Genomic DNA, 19,667 nt, shown 5'->3' with positions numbered 1-19,667 from the left:
CACGAAACTATTTGGGCCTGCTGTGGTGATGTTATTCTCCGGCAAAGAGAATGCCAATATCGGACGTTCTCGACTGTCCTTATACCTGGAGCGTTAACGCATGGTGGACCTGGAATTCGATGACGGGTTGGCGGTGCTCACTATCGATCGCCCCCACGCCCGCAACGCCATCTCGCTGGACACCATGGAGCAGATGGAGAAGGCACTCGATGCGGCAGCCGGCGCGCGAACCCTCGTCATCACGGGTGCAGGCGATCGCGCTTTCGTGTCGGGCGGTGATCTCAAGGAGCTGAGCAAGCTGCGGACCGAGGAGGACGCCTCGGCGATGGCCAAACGGATGCGGTCGATCTGCGACCAGCTCGCCGCCTTCCCGGCCCCGGTGATCGCCGCGCTCAACGGCCACGCCTTTGGCGGCGGCGCGGAAGTGGCCGTGGCCGCCGACATTCGGGTAGCCGCCGACGACATCAAAATCGCCTTTAATCAAGTGGAGCTGGAGATCATGCCGGCCTGGGGAGGCGCCGAGCGACTGGCCGCCCTGGTTGGGAAGGGTCGCGCGCTCCTGCTGGCTGGCACCGGAACCACCGTTGACGCCGTCGAGGCTCACCGCATCGGATTGGTTGACGTGGTGTTGCCACGGTCCTCGTTCGACGAAGGATGGCGTTCGATCGCGACAAATCTCGCTCGCCACCCGGCAAACGAGATAAAGCGGGTAATCCGCGGTGTTTCGCCTGATGAGGCGATAGCATCCTTTGCAAGGTTGTGGGTTGCCGACGCACATTGGCGGGCCGCAGACCGGGTGATGAACCGCACTGCCAGTGCGCGCCAGGCAACCGGAGGAGCGACATGACAGGCGTGTACCGAACGTTGGGAGCCGGCTCGACGCTGACCCTGGCAGGGCTGTTGGTGAGTGCCGGTTTAGTTGTGAGCACTCCGCGGGCCCATGCCGACCCGATCATGCATCACGTCAAGTATGCCGTCACCGCTGAGAATCCGATCTACGCCGACATCTATTACCTGGACCACCAGCCGGAAAAATTCTCCGATTACAGCCACGACCCCTACTCGTTCACACCGCATGTCGACGTCGATCTTGGCCCGGGCAAGCCGTGGAGCGTCGATCTGGACATGTCGGACCCCGACGATTACGCGATGGTCGTGGCGAGCACGGGCACGGAGCCCGGCACGCCGGGGCTTCACTGTGTTCTGGCGGTGGACGGAGCGGTCGTCGTATCCAACGCTGGCCTCAAAGGCGTGCTTTGCTCGCTGCGGAACTGGTGAACCACCCAGGCCTCCGCTACACCCTCGATCGGCTGCGGCTCGCCTTCCAGGCGACGCAGGTGACGTTCGACTAGTTGCACCGTTTCGGCGTGACCGCTGGACATGCCGATCGCCTGCTCGAGCACCAGGAATCTCGACAAGCTGGACATGAGCACGGTAACCACCACCGGCGGCATCTCTTCTCGGGCCGCGCCGTAGCGCTGCAGCGCCGACGTCACCGCTCGGCGCTCCTCTTCACGGAAACGTTCTGCGTAATAAGCGATTTCGGCCCGCATCTCCTTGCGGTGATTGGCCAGCGCCATGAATTCCATGGAGATCCGGGTGAACGCGGGATCGGTGCCGAATCGCCACAGCGCCCACAGCGGCTGGGGCGACTGCAGCATTTGTGCGTGCACCTCGAGGGCTTCTTCACCGCGGCGGCGGAAGACTTCGAGGAACAGCTCCTCCATGGTGCGGAAGTAGTAGTGCACCAGCTGAGGCTTCAGCCCCGCCTTGTTCGCGAGGCGGCGCGAGGTGACGGCGGCGTAGCCCTCTTCGATCATCAGCTGCTCGGCCGCGTCGAGCAGCAGGACGCGATTCTTCGCGTCCGGCGCCCCGATCCTGCGGGCCGATGTCATGCTTTTGCTCCGTATCCTCTGCGTTCCGGTGCCGACCACACGGATCGTATCGCGGCACGGCGTTGCGACCTTGACCCTGACAATACCGCCATGCTAAGCAGGTGCTCAGCACATTTTGAACTTCGGAATTGGGCGGCGGTGCCGCTTGCCGCCGAGCCTCACCGGTAGACCCAGCCCAGGAAGACGCAATCCTATGAGCAACTTCGACACCATTGACTTCTTCACCGATCAATCCCTGGTGCCCGATCCGCACCCCTACTTCGACTACCTGCGCAGCCAGAACCCGGTGCTGCGGTTGCCGCACCACGGGGTCGTCGCCGTCACCGGCTACGAGGAGGCCACCGAGGTCTACAAGGACCCCGACACGTTCTCGAACATCGTCGCGCTCGGCGGGCCGTTTCCGCCGCTGCCGTTCCAACCCGAGGGCGACGACATCAGCCCGCAGATCGACGAGCACCGCAGTTACTTCCCGATGAACGAGCACATGGTAACGATGGATCCACCGGACCACACCCGCGCGCGCTCGGTGCTGAGCAAGCTGCTGACGCCCCGCAGGCTGAAGCAGAACGAGGAGTTCATGTGGCGCCTCGCCGACCGTCAGCTCGACGAGTTTCTGACCAACGGCGAGTGCGAGTTCATCAGCGAATACTCAAAGCCCTTCGCCACCTTGGTGATCGCCGACCTGCTCGGCGTTCCCGAGGAGGACCACAAGGAGTTCCGCGTTGTCTTGGGCGCCGACCGCCCCGACGCGCGGGTGGGCGCCCTGGACCACGAGTCGGTCGGCATCAACCCGCTGGAGTGGCTCGACGACAAGTTCTGCGCCTACATCGCGGACCGGCGACGCGAACCGCGCGGTGACGTCCTGACTTTCCTGGCGACGGCGAAATACCCGGATGGCTCCACACCCGAGGTCATCGACGTGGTGCGGTCCGCCACGTTCCTGTTCGCCGCCGGACAAGAAACCACGGCCAAGCTGCTCAGCGCCGCACTGCAGGTGATGGGCGACCGGCCCGACATCCAGCAGCAGCTGCGTGACGACCGCAGCCTGATTCCCGGGTTCATCGAGGAATCGTTGCGGATGGACAGTCCCGTCAAGAGCGACTCGCGGCTGGCCCGCAAGGCCACCACCGTTGGCGGCGTCGACATACCCGCCGGTACCGTCGTCATGGTGCTGCCGGGCGCGGCCAACCGCGATCCACGCCGGTTCGACAACCCGCACGAGTTCGACCTCCGCCGAAAGAATGTCCGCGAGCACATGGCGTTCGCGCGCGGCGTGCACTCGTGCCCGGGCGGACCGCTCGCCCGGGTGGAGGGACGTGTCTCGATCGAGCGCATTCTGGACCGGATGATCGACATCAAGATCAACGAGGTCAAGCACGGGCCCGCCGATGATCGTCGATACACCTACGAGCCGACATACATCCTGCGTGGGCTCAGCGAACTCCATCTCACCTTCACGCCGAACGGGTAAGGGCGGTTCCGGTCTAACCGCCGAGCAGACGCAAAAGCCCCCATTTCGCAACGAAAATGGGGGCTTTTGCGTCTGCTCGCCCTTCCGGGGCGGTCCCGGCTCACGATTGAGATGCGGTATCGATCTGCTCGAAGATCCCGGAGAACTCGAACGGAGTTTGTGAGATTCCGCTGCCGTCGACGGCATCCACGGCGCCCAACGTGCCCGTGATGTCACGGGGGAGCTCCCACATAGACAGTTCGCCGAGATTGTTCTGCTGGGCAAAAGTGGTCAGCTGTTGGGCGTTGGCGAGGCTGAAGATTTCGCTGGGGTCGTCGTTGATTCCGATCAACGGCGTCACCCCGAGCATGTGCCATGCCTGCTGGCTGGACAGCGATGGATTGAGCGTCATCAACTGGCTGTGGGTGGCCGTCGCGGCATCGATCGCGTACGCGCCCATGCCCGGGTTGCCGGTCTGGTCGAAACCGTTGCCGTAGTCCATGGCCATGATGTTCACGCGTGAGACGTTCACGCCGTTAGCCGTGGCGGTCTGGATTACGTTCAACCCGCCGCCCTGCCCCTCTACCAGGCCGGTCGGCAGCACCGGAAGGGTGTACGACACCGTCACGGGCGTGCCGTCGGCCGCCTCTTGCTGCTGCAGGATGGCGATGGCCTTCGATTGAGTGTTCATTGCTTGAGTGTTGCCTTGCAACGCGCCTTCGACGTCGAAGTCGAGGTTGTAGATCTTGTAGGTGTTCACGATCGACGCGTACTGCTGCGCCAGCGCGGTGGGGGTCTGACCGTTAACGGCGGAGAGATCGGTGCCAAACGCGCCGCCGAAGGAGATGGTCCCGGTGATGCCAGCGGCTTTCATGTTGGTGATCTGGTTATCGATGAACGCGCTCTGGGAGCCGCCCGTTGCGTCGTACGCCGAATAGCCGCCCCAGGACGCGTGACCGGTCGGGTCGGCGTTTATAAAGGCGAGCGTGGCGTTTTTGACTCCGTTCTGGGCAGCGGTCGCAAAGTCATATCCGTTAGGCCCGGGCCAGAGTGTTATGTCGACATAGGGCGAATACTCCCCTGAACCCGTGCCGCCGGTGCCGGTGCCGCCGGTGCCGGTGCCGCGGAGGCTGATCCCGTCGTTGCCCTTGGCCCCGTTGGCACCCGGATTGCCGAACATCGCCGAACCCTGGCCACCGGCCCCGCCCGCGCCGCCGGCGCCCCCGACGGCTCCGTCGCCGCCGTCACCGCCGTTGCCGCCGATACCGCCATTTCCGGACAACAGGCCGCCCGGGCCGCCGGCGCCGCCGGCCCCTCCGTTGCCGCCGTTGACGCCTGGAGCGCCCGAGCCGCCCGCGGCGCCGACCGTGCCGGCCCCGCCGGCGCCGCCCCGACCGCCGTCGCCGAACAGCCCGGCGTCACCGCCTCTGCCGCCTGGCTGACCGGGAGCGCCGGACCCGCCATTGCCGCCGTTGCCGGCCAGGAGCCCGCCAGGCCCGCCGTTTTGCCCGGTTCCCGGCGTCCCGTCGGTGCCGTTGCCGATCAGCGGGCGACCCAGCACCGCGTTCGTGGGCGCATTGATCAGACCCAGCACGTCCCGCTCCAGGGTTTGCAACGGCGAGGCATTGGCCGCCTCGGCGGCCGCATACGAATTCCCCGCGCCGTGCAGCGCCTGCACGAACCGCTGGTGGAAGGTCGCCGCCCGCGCGTTGAGCGACTGGTACGCCTTGGCGTAGCTGGAAAACAGCGACGCGATCGCCCCCGACACTTCATCACCGGCGGCGGGCAGCAATGCGGTTGTCGGGATCGCGGCCGCCGCGTGGGCCACGCTCAGTGCCGAACCGATACCGGCCAGCTCCGAGGCCGTCGCGGCCACCGTCGCGGGTGCGGCGATTAGAAACGTCATGGCGCCACCTGCTTGTCGGCGTATTACGAGATCTGGCGATGCTATTGACCGTGGATAAAACACCCAAGGCACCGCGAGATAAACGTTATTCAACCGTTATACAAGACGTATATCTAAACGACATCGTCCCCGCCCGCGTCTAGCGCATTGACATCGGCGTCCGGTTGTTCCGCGCTCGCAGAGCTTGCGCGCCAGGCGAATCTGTGGACCTACGCGAGCGTCCTGCCGATGAAATAGCAGCCGAGCAGCGCGACGGCCATGAGCACGACCCAGGCGTCCGTGAGTCGGCACAGTAAGGCGGGAGCTTGACGCACTTCCATGAACTCCCGAAAGATGATGCGCACCTTGACGAGTGCGATCACGATCACGCTCGTCGTGACCACCGCGCTGGCCCTCAGCGGTCCGTCGAGCGAGTGATCTATCCATAGGTAGGCGAGCGTCAACGACGCCAGCACGAGCCATACGACCAACAGCCTCTTATTGAATTTGATGTTGATCACCTCACCACGTACAGCAACGCAAAGATGAGCACCCAGAGGAAGTCGACGGTGTGCCAGTAGGTGGCGCAGGTTTCGACGAGTTCCTGGGATCGCCGTGCTGGACTCCGAAGTTGGTAGATGACGACGCCGAGCACGACGAAGCCGATCAGCAGATGTACGAAGTGGATCCCGGTGAGAAAGAAGTAGTAGGTGAAGAAGTCGTTGCTGTCCAACCCATTTCCCATGCGGACCAACCGGGCCCACTCAAACACTTTGAAAAATAGGAACGCTGCGGCGAATGCGGCCGTGATGAAGACGTCTCTAAGGGCCGCGCGGTGGGCGCCGGCGCGGGATGACTGAACGCACCGCGCCACCGACCAGGAGCTCAGCAGCAAGACGAGGGTGTTGAAAACCCCGATGCGAAGGTCCAGCTGCGCCTGGGAGTGCAGGAAGAGCTCGGGGGTTCGGGCGCGGTAGAACAGGTAGAAGCCGAAATACGCTGTGAAGACCAGGGTCTCGAACAACACGAAGGCCCACATGTCCGGCTGACCCGGCACGAACCTGGCGCGTTTGCTCTTGTCGGCTAGGTCTGTCATTGCGCAACCGCCCTCTTCCGGGCGAAGTCGGGCATTGGCCCGGTACCGAAGTCTTCGCGCCGGATCATCTGAAAGAGCATGACAATGAAAGTGACTTGGTAGATGCCGAATACGACCATGTCCAGCCACCATGCGATCTGGCCATTCCACGCCAACACGCCACGGCGGAAGATCCAGCACGGTGCCACGACGACCTCGGTGAGCGCGTTGCACAGGTTGAGATAGCCGAACCACTTGGGGAACACCCGGTTCTTGTCGAGCAGAATCGCGACCATCCAGATCAGCGAGCCGATCAGGAACACTCCCATGGTTCCGTCGAAGGACAAGAAGGCGAAGTCGTAGAGCCAACCGATCGCTTCGGGGTCTCGCTCGGGTCGCAGCGTCCCGACGACCAGCGCGATGTTGAGCAGCAGCATACCGGGAACCGCACTGAATGAGTAGATAAGCAGATACGAGTACCCGAACGCGCGGCTGACCGACATTCGTCGCATCGAATAGGCGATGAGGGCGTTGTTGGTCGCGATCAGGCCGCTGATGGCGAAGATGACGCCGAATCCAACGGGTATCCCGAGGTGGCGTTCATGGAACCAGTGCACCTGCGTTGCGAGATCCCAGGTGGGCTGCGGCGGCGGCTGGACCTGCGCCACGATGAAGAACACTGGGAAGAAGACGTTGTAGAAGAAGAGCATTGCTGCCCAAGCCAGCCACAGCTCGCGCTTGGGGCCGCGCCGCAGGTGCCAGGCCATCCGCTGCGGCAGCGGCCCCGAGGGGAGCGAGGCCGGGGATGTCGGCGGTGTCACCACCGCACTCACGCGTTGACCAGTTCTTCTCCGCGGCCGGCGTTCTCGGCGCGCTCCCGGTAGATGGCTTGCCCCAGAACCACGCCCATCACGATGATCCAGACGGCAATGGCAACGTTTTTCACCCAGAACGTCAAGAAGCCGTCCCACGCCAGCGGTCCGGTTAATGACACGCCGACGAAGGCGGCGGGCACCAGCGCAGCGGCCACCAAGAGGTTGAAATGAGCCACCCAACAGCTAAATATCGGCTGCGGCTGATCGTCGAAATAGATTGCCAGGGCGAGGATTACGCTTTGTCCGATCAGAAACGGGACCACGATGGTGAACGTGATCCAGCCGAAATCGTTGAGCAGCTGAGTCAGCTCCGGGCTTCTTTCAGGACGAAAGGCGGCCAGCAGCCAGCAGACATTGGCGACGAGAAACAGCGTCGGACCGCCGGCCACACAACCCAACATCGCGTAAGAGAAGATCGGCGTGCGATGCGCCATTCGGCGGACCTGCAGCACGATCAGAGCCAGGATCGGGACGAGGCAGACGCCGAACCAGTTGAACACGATCATGCTGTACCGGATCTGTGGCAGGTGCGCCGGATCGCGATAGAACGCGGCCACCTGCTCGGCCGACATGCTGGGTGACATCGGCGGATTGAAGCCCGGAAACAGGAAAAAGCAGGCGATCCAGATAATCACGGTCGCCGGCAATGTCCACAGCAGGATCAGCTCGCCATCGGTCCGCCGCAGGGCACCGCGGCGTGCTGCCGCATCGCCACCGCCGACCTCGGACATCGGTACTCCTTCCCGCACGCGGTCGCCCGCCTATACGGCTAGTCAGCGAAACTAGCCGATCGGCTAGCCTCGGTCAATAGTCATCGTCTAGTCTCCTTGTGTGACAACAGCACGGCAGCCGGGCACCGACGGGCGGTTGGGGGTCGTCCAGCACAGCGCTGCCCGGACGCGCGTGCTCGATGCCGCGCTGGACCTGTTCGCCCAGCATGGCGTCAGCGGTACGTCGCTGCAAATGATCGCTGACGCTGTCGGGGTCACGAAAGCCGCTGTCTACCACCAGTTCCGCACCAAAGAGCAGATTGTGCTCGCGGTCACCGAGCGCGAACTCTTTCGGCTGGGTCCTGCACTCGAGGAAGCTGAGGAACACGCCGACCGGCTAGAAGCCCGCGACGCACTTCTGGTACGCATGGTCGAGATGGCGGTTCGGGACCGCCGGTTGGTGCGGACGCTGCAATTCGATCCCGTCGTGGTTCGCTTGCTGGCCGAACACGAGCCGCTCCAACGTTTTATGGAGCGCCTCTATAACGTGCTGCTGAGCGATGCGGGTCTGGACGGGCGGATCGAGGCGGCCATGTTCTCGGGTGCGATCAGCACCGCCGTCATGCATCCGCTGGTTGCCGACATCGACGACGACACATTGCTCACCAGGGTTACCGATTTGAGCCGGCGGCTGCTCGGTCTGCCTCGGGAAGCTCAAGACTGACCAGTGCAGCTACGTGTCGGCGCGGACCCAGCTCAAAATACCGTCGTGGGCGTAACAGATCAGGAAGAGACCATCGGGCGCCTGCGCGACGTAGTTCTGGTAGTTCTGGCACGCTGCGCCTTCGTCCTTGACTCCCGCCATTGGAGGTGACCGGAACCATCGCGGCTGGTATCTCCTGGGCGAGCCGCAGAACATCAGCCGTCCGGGCTGCCCGGCGGGGGGAACGTAACTGTCGTCGACGCCGAAGGCGTAGTAGGTGGTGTTGTCGCACGGCGCGCCTAGGACCTGATGCGCCATGATGCCCGGAGTGCATTCGGGGTAGTCGCAGACGGTGGGCCCGGCGAAGGAAGGCGGTGCCGCTAGCACACCAGCGCCGATTAACGCGGCAAATAGGGCCACGATTGATCGCACTCGATTACTTTGCCACACTTGAGAAGAAAATTCTCCTACTTAGAGAAGATGGTAGCGGGTCGGTTTGAACTTCCCAGCCACGCGCAGCCCACGCCATGTCTCGACCGCGTCAATGCCCTTCTCCGCGCGGCTGGTTAGCCAGAAAACACTGCACTCGGGTAACGGCATCGTTCGGGTTGACTCCCATTTCCACTAATCTCTGAGCTACTTGGGCGGGCGGCACAGCAGAATCGAGATCCGTCGCTATCACATGAACGCTGGGAAACCAATCTTCTGCACTTACCCCCGGCGGCGGAGGCTTGGCGTCGCCTCCTAGGCAACGAGCGTATCCATTGACGCCGGTGTCAGCGTGAGCAGACGACGCCCCCATCAGCACGACCGGCGCGATGAGCAGGACGGCGATGGCCATGCCGACCACCGCAGCGACATAGATGGAACGGCGTTGACAGCTGGGGCGAGTTACTCGCTGGCCGCTGCTGAGATTCGGGATCTGCATGGTGGTCTTCTCCCAAAACGTCATGTAGCCACGTCGCACACGATCGCTTAACGCTACTCGCGTTCGAACTGACCCACTACCGAGAAGATCGTTTGAGCAAAAACGATCTTCTCGCCAAATCAACCCAAATCAATCCCCTTCACCCATCCCCCGGCGAGCCACCATTTCCGCATGTAGGAGCCACGAAGGCAGCCGCCCGATGACGCGGTGAGCCCGGACCGAAGTGATAAGCTGCTTCTCCGTGCACGATCCGTATGGGCCTGACGCCGACCATTGTGATGACCCGGCGGCCATGTCCGATCCCGACGAACCACAGTCGTGCTCAAGGGTCGACTCCGACGCCATGGTGCCCGCCTCCGAAGTGGACGCAGAAGACGAAGTTGCCAAGGCTGAAACGCGCGCCGAGGCGGCTCGCGCACGCCTCTTAAGGCTGCGCGAGGCAGCCGTGACCAGGGACCCGGATGACGCTTCCCAAGATGCCGAGCAGCGCCCCGCAAAATCGACCCGGGCACGACTGCGGTTGCCGCGGCGTCCCGGGCGACCACGGTGGCTCCGACGCCCAGGGCGGAAAACAATAGCCGCCGGCGTCGGCATCGTGCTCGCCTCCGCTTCCCTCGGCGCGAGCGGTTACATGGTGTGGCAGCACCGCACCGCCGTGCACAAACAGCAGCTCGCCGCTGAGTTCGCTGCGGCAGCCCGGCAAGGGGTCACGTCGCTGATGTCGATTGACGCCAACCATGCCAAGGACGACATCCAACGCATCCTCGACGACGCTACGGGCGACTTCAAGAACCAACTGTCAGTGATGTCGGGCCTCATGGCCAAGCAGGCCGAGGAATCGAAGGTCAGCAGCAAGGCCACCGTGGAAGCTGTAGCCGTCGAGTCGTTGAGCGATGATTCGGCGGTCGTGCTTGTCGCGGCGAAATCCGATGTCACCAATCCAGACAACACAAAGCGGCCACCTGTTGTGTGGCGGCTCAGCGTCGGCCTCACTCGGGACGGCGGTCAGCTCAAAATGTCGAAAGTCGATTTCCTGCAATGACTGTCGAGCATGACTCGGCGCTGGACGGCATGGAAACCCCGCCGTCCGATGAGATGGGGTCGCCACCCGCTTGCCCCGGATCGGCTCGCACCGACGGACTGGCCACGATCAAGCGCTGGGCCCGCCGGTGTTTGGCGCGGTGGCGTTCCATAGTCGCGACAGTGTTGGTCGCTACCGCGGTGGGCGTCGCTGCCGGTCTGTACTTCATTCTGTACCGCCCCGATCAGCAGGTCGGCGATGCGGCGGCGTACCGTGCAATCCAGGCGGCGTCAGACGGTGCGGTCGCGGTCCTGTCGTACGCTCCCGAAAACCTGGACCGTGATATCACCAAGGCGAAGTCATATCTCACCGGTAATTTTCTCGCCTACTACACCAAGTTCACAGAACAGATCGCGGCGATGGCAGCACAGAAGCAAGTCACGGAGACAGCCAAGGTGGTTCGGGCCGCCGTCTCAGAGTTGCACCCGGGTTCAGCCGTCGTACTGGTGTTCATCAACCAGACCGCCACAAGCAAGGAGAAGCCAGAACCGCAGACAACCGCGAGCAGCGCCCGCGTGACGTTGACGAAAGTCAAGGGTTCCTGGCTGATCTCGAAGTTGGATCCGCTGTCGTGACCGCTGCCTTTTTGGTTCAGTCGGCATTTTGTCGGAGCCGAAGCGGTGTTAATCTCATTGCACGAAAAGCCGCAAGCAATGTCGAAAACCGCATAACAATGTCGGTTAATTGCAGCGGGTGGAGGAGCGCCTGATGCGTTCAGTTCGAACGCTCACTACCGCAACGCTGGTGGCTACCACCGTATTTGGCTTGAGCACGGCATCCATAGCCCGGGCAACAACCAAGGAAGAAGTGGCCGTCAACGGGACGTTCCGCGCCACGTCGATCGGCGACTGGGCCCAGAGGAATGATCAGTATTTCGGCGAGCCGACAGTCGTCCAGATATGGACCATCAGCTCGTCGTGCGTCACGTTTCAGGAATGCCACGGCATGGTGACCAGCGACCAGGGATGGAGCGCGCCCCTATATATGAATGATGGGGAGATGTGGAAGGTCAAACGCGAAGTGCCGGACTGGGAGCGGTGCGAAGACGGTACCGCGTTCACCGGACAGCAGACCTTCTATTTCTATCCGGTGAACGAATACGGCGGATATCAACTCGGGTCGGCTACCTTTGCCGGAAAGGACAAGACCATCGGCCCGACCGGTGCCTGCGGGCAGAACCAATGGCTTGATATCGCGATGCCGCTACGCCTAGACAAGGTGAGCTGACCGGGCGTTCGTAGCTTTATTTTCCCGCTGCTTCTCAGATCGCTCCGTCGCGAGGCTGCTTCAGGTGGGAAGCATGTCCTTCCACGTCTTGGGCGCATTGGGCGCAACGAGATCCGACTGCTGGTACAACTTCCCGTCCGGACCGACATAACGACCCGTACGCGGGTCGTACCGGGCGATCGTGACGGACGGCACCCGCTTACCGGCCCTACCACCGAATGAGCTTGGAGCCGCCTGCGGGCCTCCGCCGCCGGCCGCGTCGGATGGTGCGGGGTCGGGAGGACTGGGCGGTGCAGGCGCGGCGGGCGGAGGGGGAAGTTCGCCCCCTGAAGGGACGTCGAGTGGTGCTATCGGCGGAAGGTCGGCCGACATTCTCGACATGGGCGCCAGGGGCGGGGGTCCCGACGACGGCACCGGCGGAACCGCTGCTCCAACCGTGCCCGGTGGTGGACTTTCTCCCCGCGGCCCCGGCGGTGTGCCGCGCGGCACCGCCCCCGGCGGCAGCGGCGTTCCCTCGACCGGGCCGAAGATTCTGTCGTTCACGGTAACCCGGTCATCGGGCGGGATGCCCTGGGAGAGCAGGTTCGGGTCCAAGGGGTAGGGACCGAGGACGTGCTGGCGCATCGACAGCGGCATGAACGGCTTGTCGCTGTTGCAGATTTCGACGGTGGGCGCGCGCTTGCCCGGGTGACCCATGCAGGGATAGTTGCGGGCACCGCGAACCGAGAGCGGCGAATCCTGCGGGAGTTTGCAATACAACCCGTCCGGCGTGTCGATGTCGGTGAGGTCGTCCGGGGATCGCCACGTGTTGGGTGGCATGAAGCCGACCGTGCAAATCGGCGGATCGTCGATCGTGAGTGCGAAGTCGCCTTGGGCCGTGCCCTCGGGATGGTTTGGCGCCGCGGCGGCCTGCTCGATGGCAACCGCAGACGGCAGCAACACCAGCAGCTGCTCCAGCGAGGGGTGGTAGGTGACGCCGATCTGCCCGATGGTGGTCAGGTTGGCGAGCAGCACCGGTAGCGTCGGTTTGATTTGTTCGAGAAGCCGAGAAGCCTCGTTCGCCGCCTCGGGTCCGTTTTGCAGGATGGTGCGGACGTTTGAATCGTCGTTTTGGAACACCTGCGAAATCCCCGCGAGGCTACGTGCCCACTTCCTGATCGAATCAGTGGTGCGCGCTTGGGTATCCAATAGCGGCCCGGTGTCTTCGGTGAGGGTTCGGGTGCGATCGACGACGCCGTTGGCGTCGCGGGACAACGTCTGTGACGAATCGATCAGTGACCCCAGGTCGTAGCCGGCACCGTTGAAGCCCTGGAAGGACTCGTCAAGCAATTGGCCGAGTTTGGTCTTCGGGATGCTGTTGACCAAGGCACTGACCTGATCGAGCATCGGCCCGACCGGCTGCGGAATCGTCGTGTCGCGCACCGCGATGACCGAGCCGTCGTGCAGGTAGGGCGGCGAATCGGTTTTGGGCCGCAAATCCACGTACTGTTCACCCACGGCCGAGACGCTGAGCACCTCCGCCGTCAGGTCCGCGGGGACCTTCGGCGAAGTGCTAAGCGACAGCGTCGCTTTCGCGCCCGTCGGCGTCAAACCCACCGCGGTGACCTTTCCGAGCTGAACCCCACGGTAGGTCACGTTGGAAAATCGGTACAGGCCACCGGTGGCCGGCAGCTCCAGCGTCACCGTCATACGACCGATGCCCAGCAGGGTGGGCGCTTGGATGTAGTAGAGGACCATCGCGATCACACCAATGGCCCCGACGATCGTGAAGATCGCCAGCTGAATCCGAACGAAGCGCGTCAGCATCTATCCACCCGCCCCCATCGGAGGTGCCTCTGCGGGCGGTGGCGTTTGACCGAGACCCGCGGCAGGCTGCGGGGCGACACCCGGCGGAGGCCCGGGCAGCGGAGGGAGGCTCGCCGGGTCGACCCACGGTGGCCTAACGGAGTCATGCATCGGATCGTGTGTGTAATTCAAGTAATACGGGTCCCCGGGCGCCGGTACCAACGGCTGGTCCAGCTGCCCCCAGTGAGTCCCCAGCAGCAGTCCTCGCTTGAGCCGTGGAATCGACAGGTCCAAATCGACATGCAGGTTGAAGTAGTCTCCTCGGACCGCTCGGTCGACGAAGTTCTGGTTGAACGGGAACACGAATCCCGCCGCGAGCGCCGTGCCGAGCTCCGGTCCGACGTCGGCGAGCGCGCGGATGGTCGGCTCCAGGTTTTGGAGATTCTTGACCAGGTCGGCCTGAGAGTCGTTGATCAACCGGGTGGCGGTGTTGCTGAAGACGCGAAGCTTGTCCAGGGCGGCCGTCAGGCGCGGCCGCTCCTTGATCAGCACATCGAGCGCGGGCGGTATCTTCTGCAGCGCCTGGGTGAGAACGTCGCGTTGGTCGGCGAATGCGCCGGCGAGCCGGTTCAGCGCCTGGATGGAGTCGACGATGTTGTCCCGCTGTTGGTCCAGTGTTCCGACGAACGTGTCGAGGCGAGTAAGCAGATCGCGTACGGCGCCCTCACGCCCGGACAGGGCGGCGGAGAAGTTGTGAATGATCTCCCCGATCTGTCCCAGTCCCCCGCCGTTGACGACCGCCCCGAGCGACGACAGCGTCTGCTCTGTCGACGGGTATGCCGATGACCGACTGAGCGGGATGGTGGCGCCCGGCTGCAGCCGTCCGCTTCCCTGTTGGCCGAGTGGCGTATTGAGCTCCACATGCATCGACCCCAGCAGGCTGGTCTGACCGACGGTGGCTACCACGTTGGCCGGGACGACGACATCGTGCTTTATCGAGATCTCGACGTCGGCGTGCCAGCCTTGCACCCTCATCGCGCCGACACTGCCGACGATGACGTCATCGATCATCACGGGCGAATTCGACTCCATCGTACCGACATTCGGGAGTTCGACGTGGTAGATGTTGGCGCTCGGCCCACGTCCGACCGCGCCGGGCAGTGGTAGCGAATTAAGGCCGTGGAATGCGCATCCCGTCGCCGTCAACACCACGCAACAGCCGACGGCGAACACGCGCCGAGCCGCAACCCTGGCGATCATCGTTGTGGCCCTTCGGCTGGCAGCAGCATGTCTGACACGCTCGCCGCGGGGGGCGGTGGTGGTGGCATCGGTGTCGACGGCGGGGGCGGCAGCGGCATCGCGGCGCCCGGTATCCGCGCGGGTGGCACCGCCCCGGGCGGTCCCACGGGATCACCGGGCAAGCCGGTGTAGGCCGATACCGCGGGCGGGATCTCGGGTGGTCCGGGTTTCGGGCCCTCGCCGCCGGGTGCCAGGCGCGGTTCGCTGTAGAGGATCTTGGAAGGGTCTATCGACTTCTGCAGGAAGATGTTGATGGGAATCGGCAGACTGTTGAAGTTGAGCACCCGCAGCCCGGGACCGAGGAACAGGGCGCACAGCTTGCCCGATTCAACCGCGGTGACGTTCTCGATGGCGCCGACCGCCGTGCAGCCGGGCACGGGTATGGGAGCCAGCAACCCCGAAAAGGTGGGATTCGCGAAGTTCATGATCCCGAACCCGCCCACAATGGTTCCGGTGTCGGCGTTGTAGTCGTTGAAGAAGTTGCCCAGCGCGTTCGGCGCGCCGTGCAGAATATTTTCCAGAGCCATGTGCTTGTCGACCAGGACCTGCGTGAGATCGGCCAATCGGGCAATCTGTTCGCTGGTCTGGTCGCGCGTCCCGGCGATGAATCGCTGCACCTCGCCGACCGCCGTCGACAGATCGGTCAGCGCCGCGTCCAGGTCGGATTTACTGTCGTCGACCACGCCGGTGAGCGTGGCCAAGCGGTCGTTGAACTGCACGATCTGTACGTTGCTGTCGCGCAGCGCGCCGACGAAGGTCTGCAGGTTCTTGATGATGTCGACGATGTTGCCGCTACCGTTGGCGAGGATCCGGCCCACTCCTGACAGTTGACCGAGTGTTTGCCGGAGCTTCTCGCCGTTGCCGTCGAGCGCATTGGCGGCGCTGTCGATGAACCGGCCCACCGACGTGCCCGATACGCCACTCTTGGGTCCCAAATCCGTTGCCAGCCGCATCAACTGGGTTTTGACCTCGTCCCACTCGACGGGCACTGCGGTCCTTTCGACCGGTATGACTGCCCCGTCGCGCATGACCGGCCCACTGTCTCGATAGGCCGGCGAGAGTTGGATGTAGCGGGCTGACACCAGATTCGATGCGACGATGATCGCCTTCGCATCCGCCGGAATGGGCACGCCGTGGTCGACCTTGAGGGTCATCTTGGCGTGTGTGCCCTGCGGCTGAATCGATTTGACACGGCCGACTTTGACACCCGAGACGCGCACCTCGTCATTGGGGTAGATCGCGGTGGCGGTGGTGAAATATGCGGTAATCGTCTGTGAGCCGAAGAACGTATTGCGGATGAGCACGGCAGCGCCGGCAACGATGAGCGCGACCAGGGCAACCGCCGCCACGGCCGTCAACCTGTTGCGGGGGATCCCGGACGTCACTGCGATCCTCCGACCCGGCCGCCCAAGGTACAGCCAGGGCATACCGGAATACCGTTGTACGGCCAGGGAATCAGCGACCGAGGTACCGGCGAAGGATAGCCCGGACCGCGAGTCGTGTCGAAGGTGCGGAATCCCCAGAGGTAGTCGAGGAACGGTTGGAAGATCTGCGGGGCAAGGAAGTTCGGGACGAACGCCGAATAGGCGTACATGCTAGAGATCGCCTCACCGACCGTGATCTCGAATTTGGCGAGACCCGGCAGCGCTTTGCTGATGTTGTCGCGGTTCTTTTGCAGCATCGCGGTCACCGAATTCAGCCTCTCCAGCGTCGGTGCCAATTTGCTTTCGTTCTCGTGCACCAATGCCGTCAGCTGCTTGGCCACCACCGACGTGTTGGCCAGCAGGTCCACGATCTCTTGTCGGCGCGCCACCAGGACTTGGAGCAGATCGTCGGAGTTGAGGATGAGCTTGTTGACCTGCTGGCTGCGTTCGGAAAGAACCCCGGTGACGTCGCCGGCACTCTTGAATAGCTCGCCCAGGTTCTTGTTACGACTGTTGAGGGTGCGCGATAGCCGGGTGAGTGCGTCGAAGGCCGGCCCCATTTGGGGTGCGATCTGGTCAAGCGTCGCCGACAGCGTGTCCAACGACTGGTTCAGCGCCGTCGTGTTGGTTCCGGCAGTGTCGGTTGTCAGGTCGCTGACCGCCTCCGTCAGCGAGTAAGGCGAAGACGTGCGCGAGACGGGAATCAGAGCCATCGGACGCATCGTGCCGGTGCCGGCGGACTCCAACGTCACCATCCGCTCGCCTAGGAGCGTGCCGGTGCGGATGTGCGCGGAAGTCTGCGACCCGAGCAGGATGTTGCCCTTCACCACGAACGTCACCAGAGCATCACCGTGGCGCAGCTTCACATCCGACACCGTGCCGACCTTCATCCCCGACACAGTCACGGGGTTGCCCGTCGCAAGGCCGCCGGCTTCCGAAAACAGCGCCTGGTACCTGACCATCGTCGCCCACGAGATGAACCGGTCAGGCGACAGGCCGACCAGGATGACGAGTGCTATCAGGGCCGCACCGATGAGTCCGGCCTTGACGAGCCCAGCTCCGCGATACCTAAGCATTAGGGTTCCGTGCACCTTCCCGCATCTGACCTAAATATGGGGGCTTTCACCGTCTTGCCCTGAAGATCCGTGCCGCGCAGTTCCAACATGCACAGGTAGTACGGGATGGTGGCGCCGTTCGCGCCGAGCCGGACCAGCTTGCGGTAGTTCTGTGGCGCCTTCCCGATCGCGGCGTCGAGGCGGTCCTTGTCGTTATCGAGAATCGGCGCAAGGCGATTCAACTGATCGATGGTGCCGGACAGCGGCGGTCTCGCGCTGCTCAGCAGATCCGCCAGCGAGGCGGTTCCGCTGTCCAGGGCGTCGATGGCGGACCCGATCGTGTTGCGGTCGTCGGAAAGCCCGCTGACAAGCCGCTCGAGGCGATCGACCGCGCCGGAGAAATTGGTGCCGTCCTTAGAGATCGTGCCGACCACGATGTTGAGGTTGTCGATCAGTTGCTGCACGGTTTGATCGTTGTCGGCCAAGGCGTTCGAAAACGACGTCGTCTTGGCGAACAGCGATTCGAGGGTCCCGCCTTGACCCTGCAAGACCTGCAACAATCCTGAGGTCAGCGCGTTGACATCGCGCGCATTCAGGCCCTGGGTAACGGGTTTCAGTCCGCCGAGCAGCAGATCGAGGTCAAGCGCCGGCGCGGTGCGATTGACGGGAATCTGACCGCCGGCCGGCAGAGGCTTGGTCGGGCCCGGACCATCGACGAGTTCGAGGTAGCGATCGCCCACCAGGTTGAGGTAGCGAACCGCCGCCTTGGTGCCCTCGGTGAGGACGACGTTGCGGTCGGCGTCGAACTTCACCACGACTTTTTTGTCCGGCTGCAGCGAAACGCTATTGACCGTGCCCACCCGGATCCCGGCGACCCGCACCGACTGCCCCGGCTTGAGACGCGACACGTCGGTGAACACCGCCGAATACCCGGTCGTCGAACCCGTCCGGTACTGGCCGAAGATGAAGAACAGAAAGGCGGTCAGCATCGTCATCACGACCGCGAAGATCGCGAACTTGATCAGCGTGGCGCGTGTTCTCATCCGGGTTGTCCGATCCCAATGGAGTTGCGTGGCGGGCCGGCGATCGGTCCGTACAACAGCTGTTTGAGGAGATCGGAGTTGATCAGCAGCTGTGGGTTTCCGTACCCCACCGGGTCGGCGCCGATATCGGTAATCAGTTGCTGCGGAGCCGAGTTGAACGGCAGATTCGGCAGACCCATGCACCTCGGGCCGCCGGTCGCGGCAACCTTGGGCAGGTTCGTCGGATACCGATAACGCTCGCCGCCCCAAGTGAGACTCGCCGATATGTTGATGCTCGGTTCCGACAACGGCGGACCGTGCGCTACGTTTATCAGCCCGCCGAAACCACAGGTGAACACCTCGTGGTACTCGCTGGTCAGATCGGTGGTCGGCACCAGCAGATGCAGCACATTCGTCAGCGGTTCGCGGTTCGTCGACAAGACATCGTTGCCGATGTCGGCCAGGCCGATCGCGCTGATCAGCAATGCATCCAGGTTGTGCTGCTCATCGACAATCGTCTTGCTGATCCGGGTCGCGTTAGCTGCGGTCTTCACCAGGTTCGGCGCCGCGTCGGCATAGGCGTTGGACACCGCCGGTAGGACCGCGAGGTCATGCCTCAATGCGGGAAGGCTCGGCTCCAGCCTGGCCAGGAAAGAATCCAAGTCGCTCAGCGACTGGCCCAGCTGTGGGCCCCGTCCACTGAACGCTTGCGCCAACGCGCCCAGTGACTCGTTCAGCTTCGCAGGGTCGATCTGGGCCAGCACCGACACCAGTTGCTGGAACACCGTGTTGATTTCGACCATGACGTGCTGGCCCTCGAGCGTCTGGCCGGCGTGGAGCCGCTGGACCGAGGGCTCGGCGGGTGCCAACAGTTCGACGAACTTGGCGCCGAACACCGTTGATGACGTGATGTCGACGAGCACGTTGGCGGGAATGAAACGCAACTCCGACGGGTACATAGCCAGGTGAAGAGCCGCTTGCCCATTCGGCAGCGATTCGATCGAGGCGACCTTGCCCACCTGCACCCCGCGCAACTTCACCTTGGCATCCGGGTTCATCACCAGGCCGGCACGCGGCGACAACACCGTCACTGGCACGGTGTCGTTGAAGCTGCCTTGGAACAGGCCCACCGCGAGCGCGAAGATGGCCGCGATCACCGCAATGGTGGCCAGGCCGGCCAACGGGCGTGCGTATGATCGGGCACCGAAGTGCTGCCCCGGCCTGGCGCGGATCGGCCCTGCCGCACTGGTGGT

Annotated in this window: 20 protein-coding genes and 2 pseudogenes; 7 read left to right on the top strand and 15 right to left on the bottom strand. The window is 63.6% G+C overall.

The features are described from left to right. Positions 1 to 100 precede the first annotated feature (100 nt). Together JWP83_RS26055 and JWP83_RS26050 are read left to right on the top strand one after the other, a co-directional pair. On the top strand, positions 101 to 847 hold the full coding sequence (locus JWP83_RS26055) for an enoyl-CoA hydratase/isomerase family protein (RefSeq protein WP_297737034.1): 747 nt from the start codon (positions 101 to 103) through the stop codon (positions 845 to 847). Continuing rightward, entirely contained in the window at positions 844 to 1,278 is a 435-nt protein-coding gene (locus tag JWP83_RS26050) for a hypothetical protein (protein ID WP_297737031.1), read from the top strand. The genes JWP83_RS26055 and JWP83_RS26050 overlap by 4 nt, the downstream gene beginning before the upstream one ends. On the opposite strand, the gene JWP83_RS26045 is transcribed toward JWP83_RS26050, so the two are convergent. Beyond that, positions 1,194 to 1,895, bottom strand: a complete 702-nt coding sequence (locus JWP83_RS26045; protein WP_297737028.1) for a TetR/AcrR family transcriptional regulator — start codon at positions 1,893 to 1,895, stop codon at positions 1,194 to 1,196. The genes JWP83_RS26050 and JWP83_RS26045 overlap by 85 nt on opposite strands. A gap of 193 nt (positions 1,896 to 2,088) precedes the next feature. On the opposite strand from JWP83_RS26045, the gene JWP83_RS26040 reads away from it, so the two are divergent. Next, a complete protein-coding gene (locus tag JWP83_RS26040) occupies positions 2,089 to 3,366 on the top strand; it encodes a cytochrome P450 (RefSeq protein ID WP_297737025.1) in 1,278 nt (425 codons plus the stop codon). Between the two features lie 100 nt (positions 3,367 to 3,466). Here the strand turns inward: JWP83_RS26040 and JWP83_RS26035 are convergent. The 6 genes and pseudogenes from JWP83_RS26035 to JWP83_RS26010 form a co-directional block, all read right to left on the bottom strand. Next, positions 3,467 to 4,348: pseudogene (locus JWP83_RS26035) on the bottom strand (chitinase); the annotation flags it as partial. 174 nt (positions 4,349 to 4,522) lie between these two features. Continuing rightward, a pseudogene (locus JWP83_RS26030) lies at positions 4,523 to 5,251 on the bottom strand (PE family protein); the annotation flags it as partial. Positions 5,252 to 5,460: 209 nt separating this feature from the next. After that, entirely contained in the window at positions 5,461 to 5,748 is a 288-nt protein-coding gene (locus JWP83_RS26025) for a cytochrome C oxidase subunit IV family protein (protein WP_297737133.1), read from the bottom strand. Further along, positions 5,748 to 6,326, bottom strand: a complete 579-nt coding sequence (locus JWP83_RS26020; protein WP_297737022.1) for a cytochrome c oxidase subunit 3 family protein — start codon at positions 6,324 to 6,326, stop codon at positions 5,748 to 5,750. Before JWP83_RS26020 ends, JWP83_RS26025 begins: the two co-directional genes overlap by 1 nt. Next, positions 6,323 to 7,138 carry a hypothetical protein gene (locus JWP83_RS26015; RefSeq protein ID WP_297737019.1) on the bottom strand — a complete coding sequence of 272 codons (816 nt, stop codon included), beginning with the start codon at positions 7,136 to 7,138 and terminating at the stop codon, positions 6,323 to 6,325. The genes JWP83_RS26020 and JWP83_RS26015 overlap by 4 nt, the downstream gene beginning before the upstream one ends. Continuing rightward, the gene (locus JWP83_RS26010) at positions 7,135 to 7,911 is read right to left on the bottom strand and encodes a hypothetical protein (protein WP_297737016.1); all 777 of its coding nucleotides are present in this window, start codon (positions 7,909 to 7,911) and stop codon (positions 7,135 to 7,137) included. The genes JWP83_RS26015 and JWP83_RS26010 overlap by 4 nt, the downstream gene beginning before the upstream one ends. A gap of 100 nt (positions 7,912 to 8,011) precedes the next feature. Here JWP83_RS26010 and JWP83_RS26005 point away from each other — a divergent pair, with 100 nt between their 5' ends. Next, positions 8,012 to 8,614 (top strand): TetR/AcrR family transcriptional regulator, encoded by a 603-nt coding sequence (locus tag JWP83_RS26005; RefSeq protein WP_297737013.1) that lies wholly within the window; start codon positions 8,012 to 8,014, stop codon positions 8,612 to 8,614. A gap of 9 nt (positions 8,615 to 8,623) precedes the next feature. On the opposite strand, the gene JWP83_RS26000 is transcribed toward JWP83_RS26005, so the two are convergent. Together JWP83_RS26000 and JWP83_RS25995 are read right to left on the bottom strand one after the other, a co-directional pair. Then, a complete protein-coding gene (locus tag JWP83_RS26000) occupies positions 8,624 to 9,013 on the bottom strand; it encodes a hypothetical protein (RefSeq protein WP_297737130.1) in 390 nt (129 codons plus the stop codon). A gap of 121 nt (positions 9,014 to 9,134) precedes the next feature. Then, positions 9,135 to 9,434, bottom strand: coding sequence for a hypothetical protein (locus JWP83_RS25995; protein WP_367185672.1), 300 nt, complete (start codon positions 9,432 to 9,434; stop codon positions 9,135 to 9,137). 430 nt (positions 9,435 to 9,864) lie between these two features. Between JWP83_RS25995 and JWP83_RS25990 the strand changes: the two genes are divergently transcribed. The 3 genes from JWP83_RS25990 to JWP83_RS25980 all read left to right on the top strand — a co-directional run bounded on the left by JWP83_RS25990 (position 9,865) and on the right by JWP83_RS25980 (position 11,829). Beyond that, positions 9,865 to 10,563 (top strand): hypothetical protein, encoded by a 699-nt coding sequence (locus JWP83_RS25990; protein ID WP_297737127.1) that lies wholly within the window; start codon positions 9,865 to 9,867, stop codon positions 10,561 to 10,563. Further along, the gene (locus JWP83_RS25985) at positions 10,560 to 11,177 is read left to right on the top strand and encodes a hypothetical protein (protein ID WP_297737008.1); all 618 of its coding nucleotides are present in this window, start codon (positions 10,560 to 10,562) and stop codon (positions 11,175 to 11,177) included. The genes JWP83_RS25990 and JWP83_RS25985 overlap by 4 nt, the downstream gene beginning before the upstream one ends. Positions 11,178 to 11,310: 133 nt before the next feature. Beyond that, positions 11,311 to 11,829, top strand: coding sequence for a hypothetical protein (locus JWP83_RS25980; RefSeq protein WP_297737124.1), 519 nt, complete (start codon positions 11,311 to 11,313; stop codon positions 11,827 to 11,829). Positions 11,830 to 11,889: 60 nt separating this feature from the next. On the opposite strand, the gene JWP83_RS25975 is transcribed toward JWP83_RS25980, so the two are convergent. From JWP83_RS25975 to JWP83_RS25950, 6 genes are read right to left on the bottom strand one after another with little or no spacing between them, the layout of a single operon-like run. Further along, entirely contained in the window at positions 11,890 to 13,635 is a 1,746-nt protein-coding gene (locus tag JWP83_RS25975) for an MlaD family protein (protein WP_297737005.1), read from the bottom strand. After that, positions 13,636 to 14,874: an MCE family protein gene (locus tag JWP83_RS25970; protein WP_297737002.1), complete on the bottom strand. Its 1,239-nt coding sequence runs from the start codon at positions 14,872 to 14,874 to the stop codon at positions 13,636 to 13,638. It abuts the gene before it with no gap. Then, on the bottom strand, positions 14,871 to 16,340 hold the full coding sequence (locus JWP83_RS25965; RefSeq protein ID WP_297737000.1) for an MCE family protein: 1,470 nt from the start codon (positions 16,338 to 16,340) through the stop codon (positions 14,871 to 14,873). The genes JWP83_RS25970 and JWP83_RS25965 overlap by 4 nt, the downstream gene beginning before the upstream one ends. Beyond that, a complete protein-coding gene (locus JWP83_RS25960; RefSeq protein WP_297736997.1) occupies positions 16,295 to 17,413 on the bottom strand; it encodes an MCE family protein in 1,119 nt (372 codons plus the stop codon). The genes JWP83_RS25965 and JWP83_RS25960 overlap by 46 nt, the downstream gene beginning before the upstream one ends. Continuing rightward, entirely contained in the window at positions 17,413 to 18,435 is a 1,023-nt protein-coding gene (locus JWP83_RS25955; RefSeq protein ID WP_297736994.1) for an MCE family protein, read from the bottom strand. The genes JWP83_RS25960 and JWP83_RS25955 overlap by 1 nt, the downstream gene beginning before the upstream one ends. Beyond that, entirely contained in the window at positions 18,432 to 19,646 is a 1,215-nt protein-coding gene (locus JWP83_RS25950) for an MCE family protein (RefSeq protein WP_367185671.1), read from the bottom strand. The genes JWP83_RS25955 and JWP83_RS25950 overlap by 4 nt, the downstream gene beginning before the upstream one ends. Positions 19,647 to 19,667: the final 21 nt, after the last annotated feature.

Source organism: Mycobacterium sp. (assembly GCF_025965855.1).
In the GTDB taxonomy this organism is placed as follows: domain Bacteria; phylum Actinomycetota; class Actinomycetes; order Mycobacteriales; family Mycobacteriaceae; genus Mycobacterium.
Note: the sequence above shows the minus strand (reverse complement) of the source record. Positions and strands in the feature narration are given on the sequence as shown.

Coding starts and splice junctions, on each gene's coding strand:
- JWP83_RS25980 (WP_297737124.1), top strand. CDS start 11,311: ATGCGTTCAGTTCGAACGCTCACTACCGCAACGCTGGTGGCTACCACC.
- JWP83_RS26055 (WP_297737034.1), top strand. CDS start 101: ATGGTGGACCTGGAATTCGATGACGGGTTGGCGGTGCTCACTATCGAT.
- JWP83_RS25960 (WP_297736997.1), bottom strand. CDS start 17,413: ATGCTTAGGTATCGCGGAGCTGGGCTCGTCAAGGCCGGACTCATCGGT.
- JWP83_RS26050 (WP_297737031.1), top strand. CDS start 844: ATGACAGGCGTGTACCGAACGTTGGGAGCCGGCTCGACGCTGACCCTG.
- JWP83_RS26040 (WP_297737025.1), top strand. CDS start 2,089: ATGAGCAACTTCGACACCATTGACTTCTTCACCGATCAATCCCTGGTG.
- JWP83_RS25955 (WP_297736994.1), bottom strand. CDS start 18,435: ATGAGAACACGCGCCACGCTGATCAAGTTCGCGATCTTCGCGGTCGTG.
- JWP83_RS25985 (WP_297737008.1), top strand. CDS start 10,560: ATGACTGTCGAGCATGACTCGGCGCTGGACGGCATGGAAACCCCGCCG.
- JWP83_RS26045 (WP_297737028.1), bottom strand. CDS start 1,895: ATGACATCGGCCCGCAGGATCGGGGCGCCGGACGCGAAGAATCGCGTC.
- JWP83_RS26010 (WP_297737016.1), bottom strand. CDS start 7,911: ATGTCCGAGGTCGGCGGTGGCGATGCGGCAGCACGCCGCGGTGCCCTG.
- JWP83_RS25965 (WP_297737000.1), bottom strand. CDS start 16,340: ATGCCCTGGCTGTACCTTGGGCGGCCGGGTCGGAGGATCGCAGTGACG.
- JWP83_RS26020 (WP_297737022.1), bottom strand. CDS start 6,326: ATGACAGACCTAGCCGACAAGAGCAAACGCGCCAGGTTCGTGCCGGGT.
- JWP83_RS25995 (WP_367185672.1), bottom strand. CDS start 9,434: ATGGCCATCGCCGTCCTGCTCATCGCGCCGGTCGTGCTGATGGGGGCG.
- JWP83_RS25990 (WP_297737127.1), top strand. CDS start 9,865: ATGGTGCCCGCCTCCGAAGTGGACGCAGAAGACGAAGTTGCCAAGGCT.
- JWP83_RS25975 (WP_297737005.1), bottom strand. CDS start 13,635: ATGCTGACGCGCTTCGTTCGGATTCAGCTGGCGATCTTCACGATCGTC.
- JWP83_RS25970 (WP_297737002.1), bottom strand. CDS start 14,874: ATGATCGCCAGGGTTGCGGCTCGGCGCGTGTTCGCCGTCGGCTGTTGC.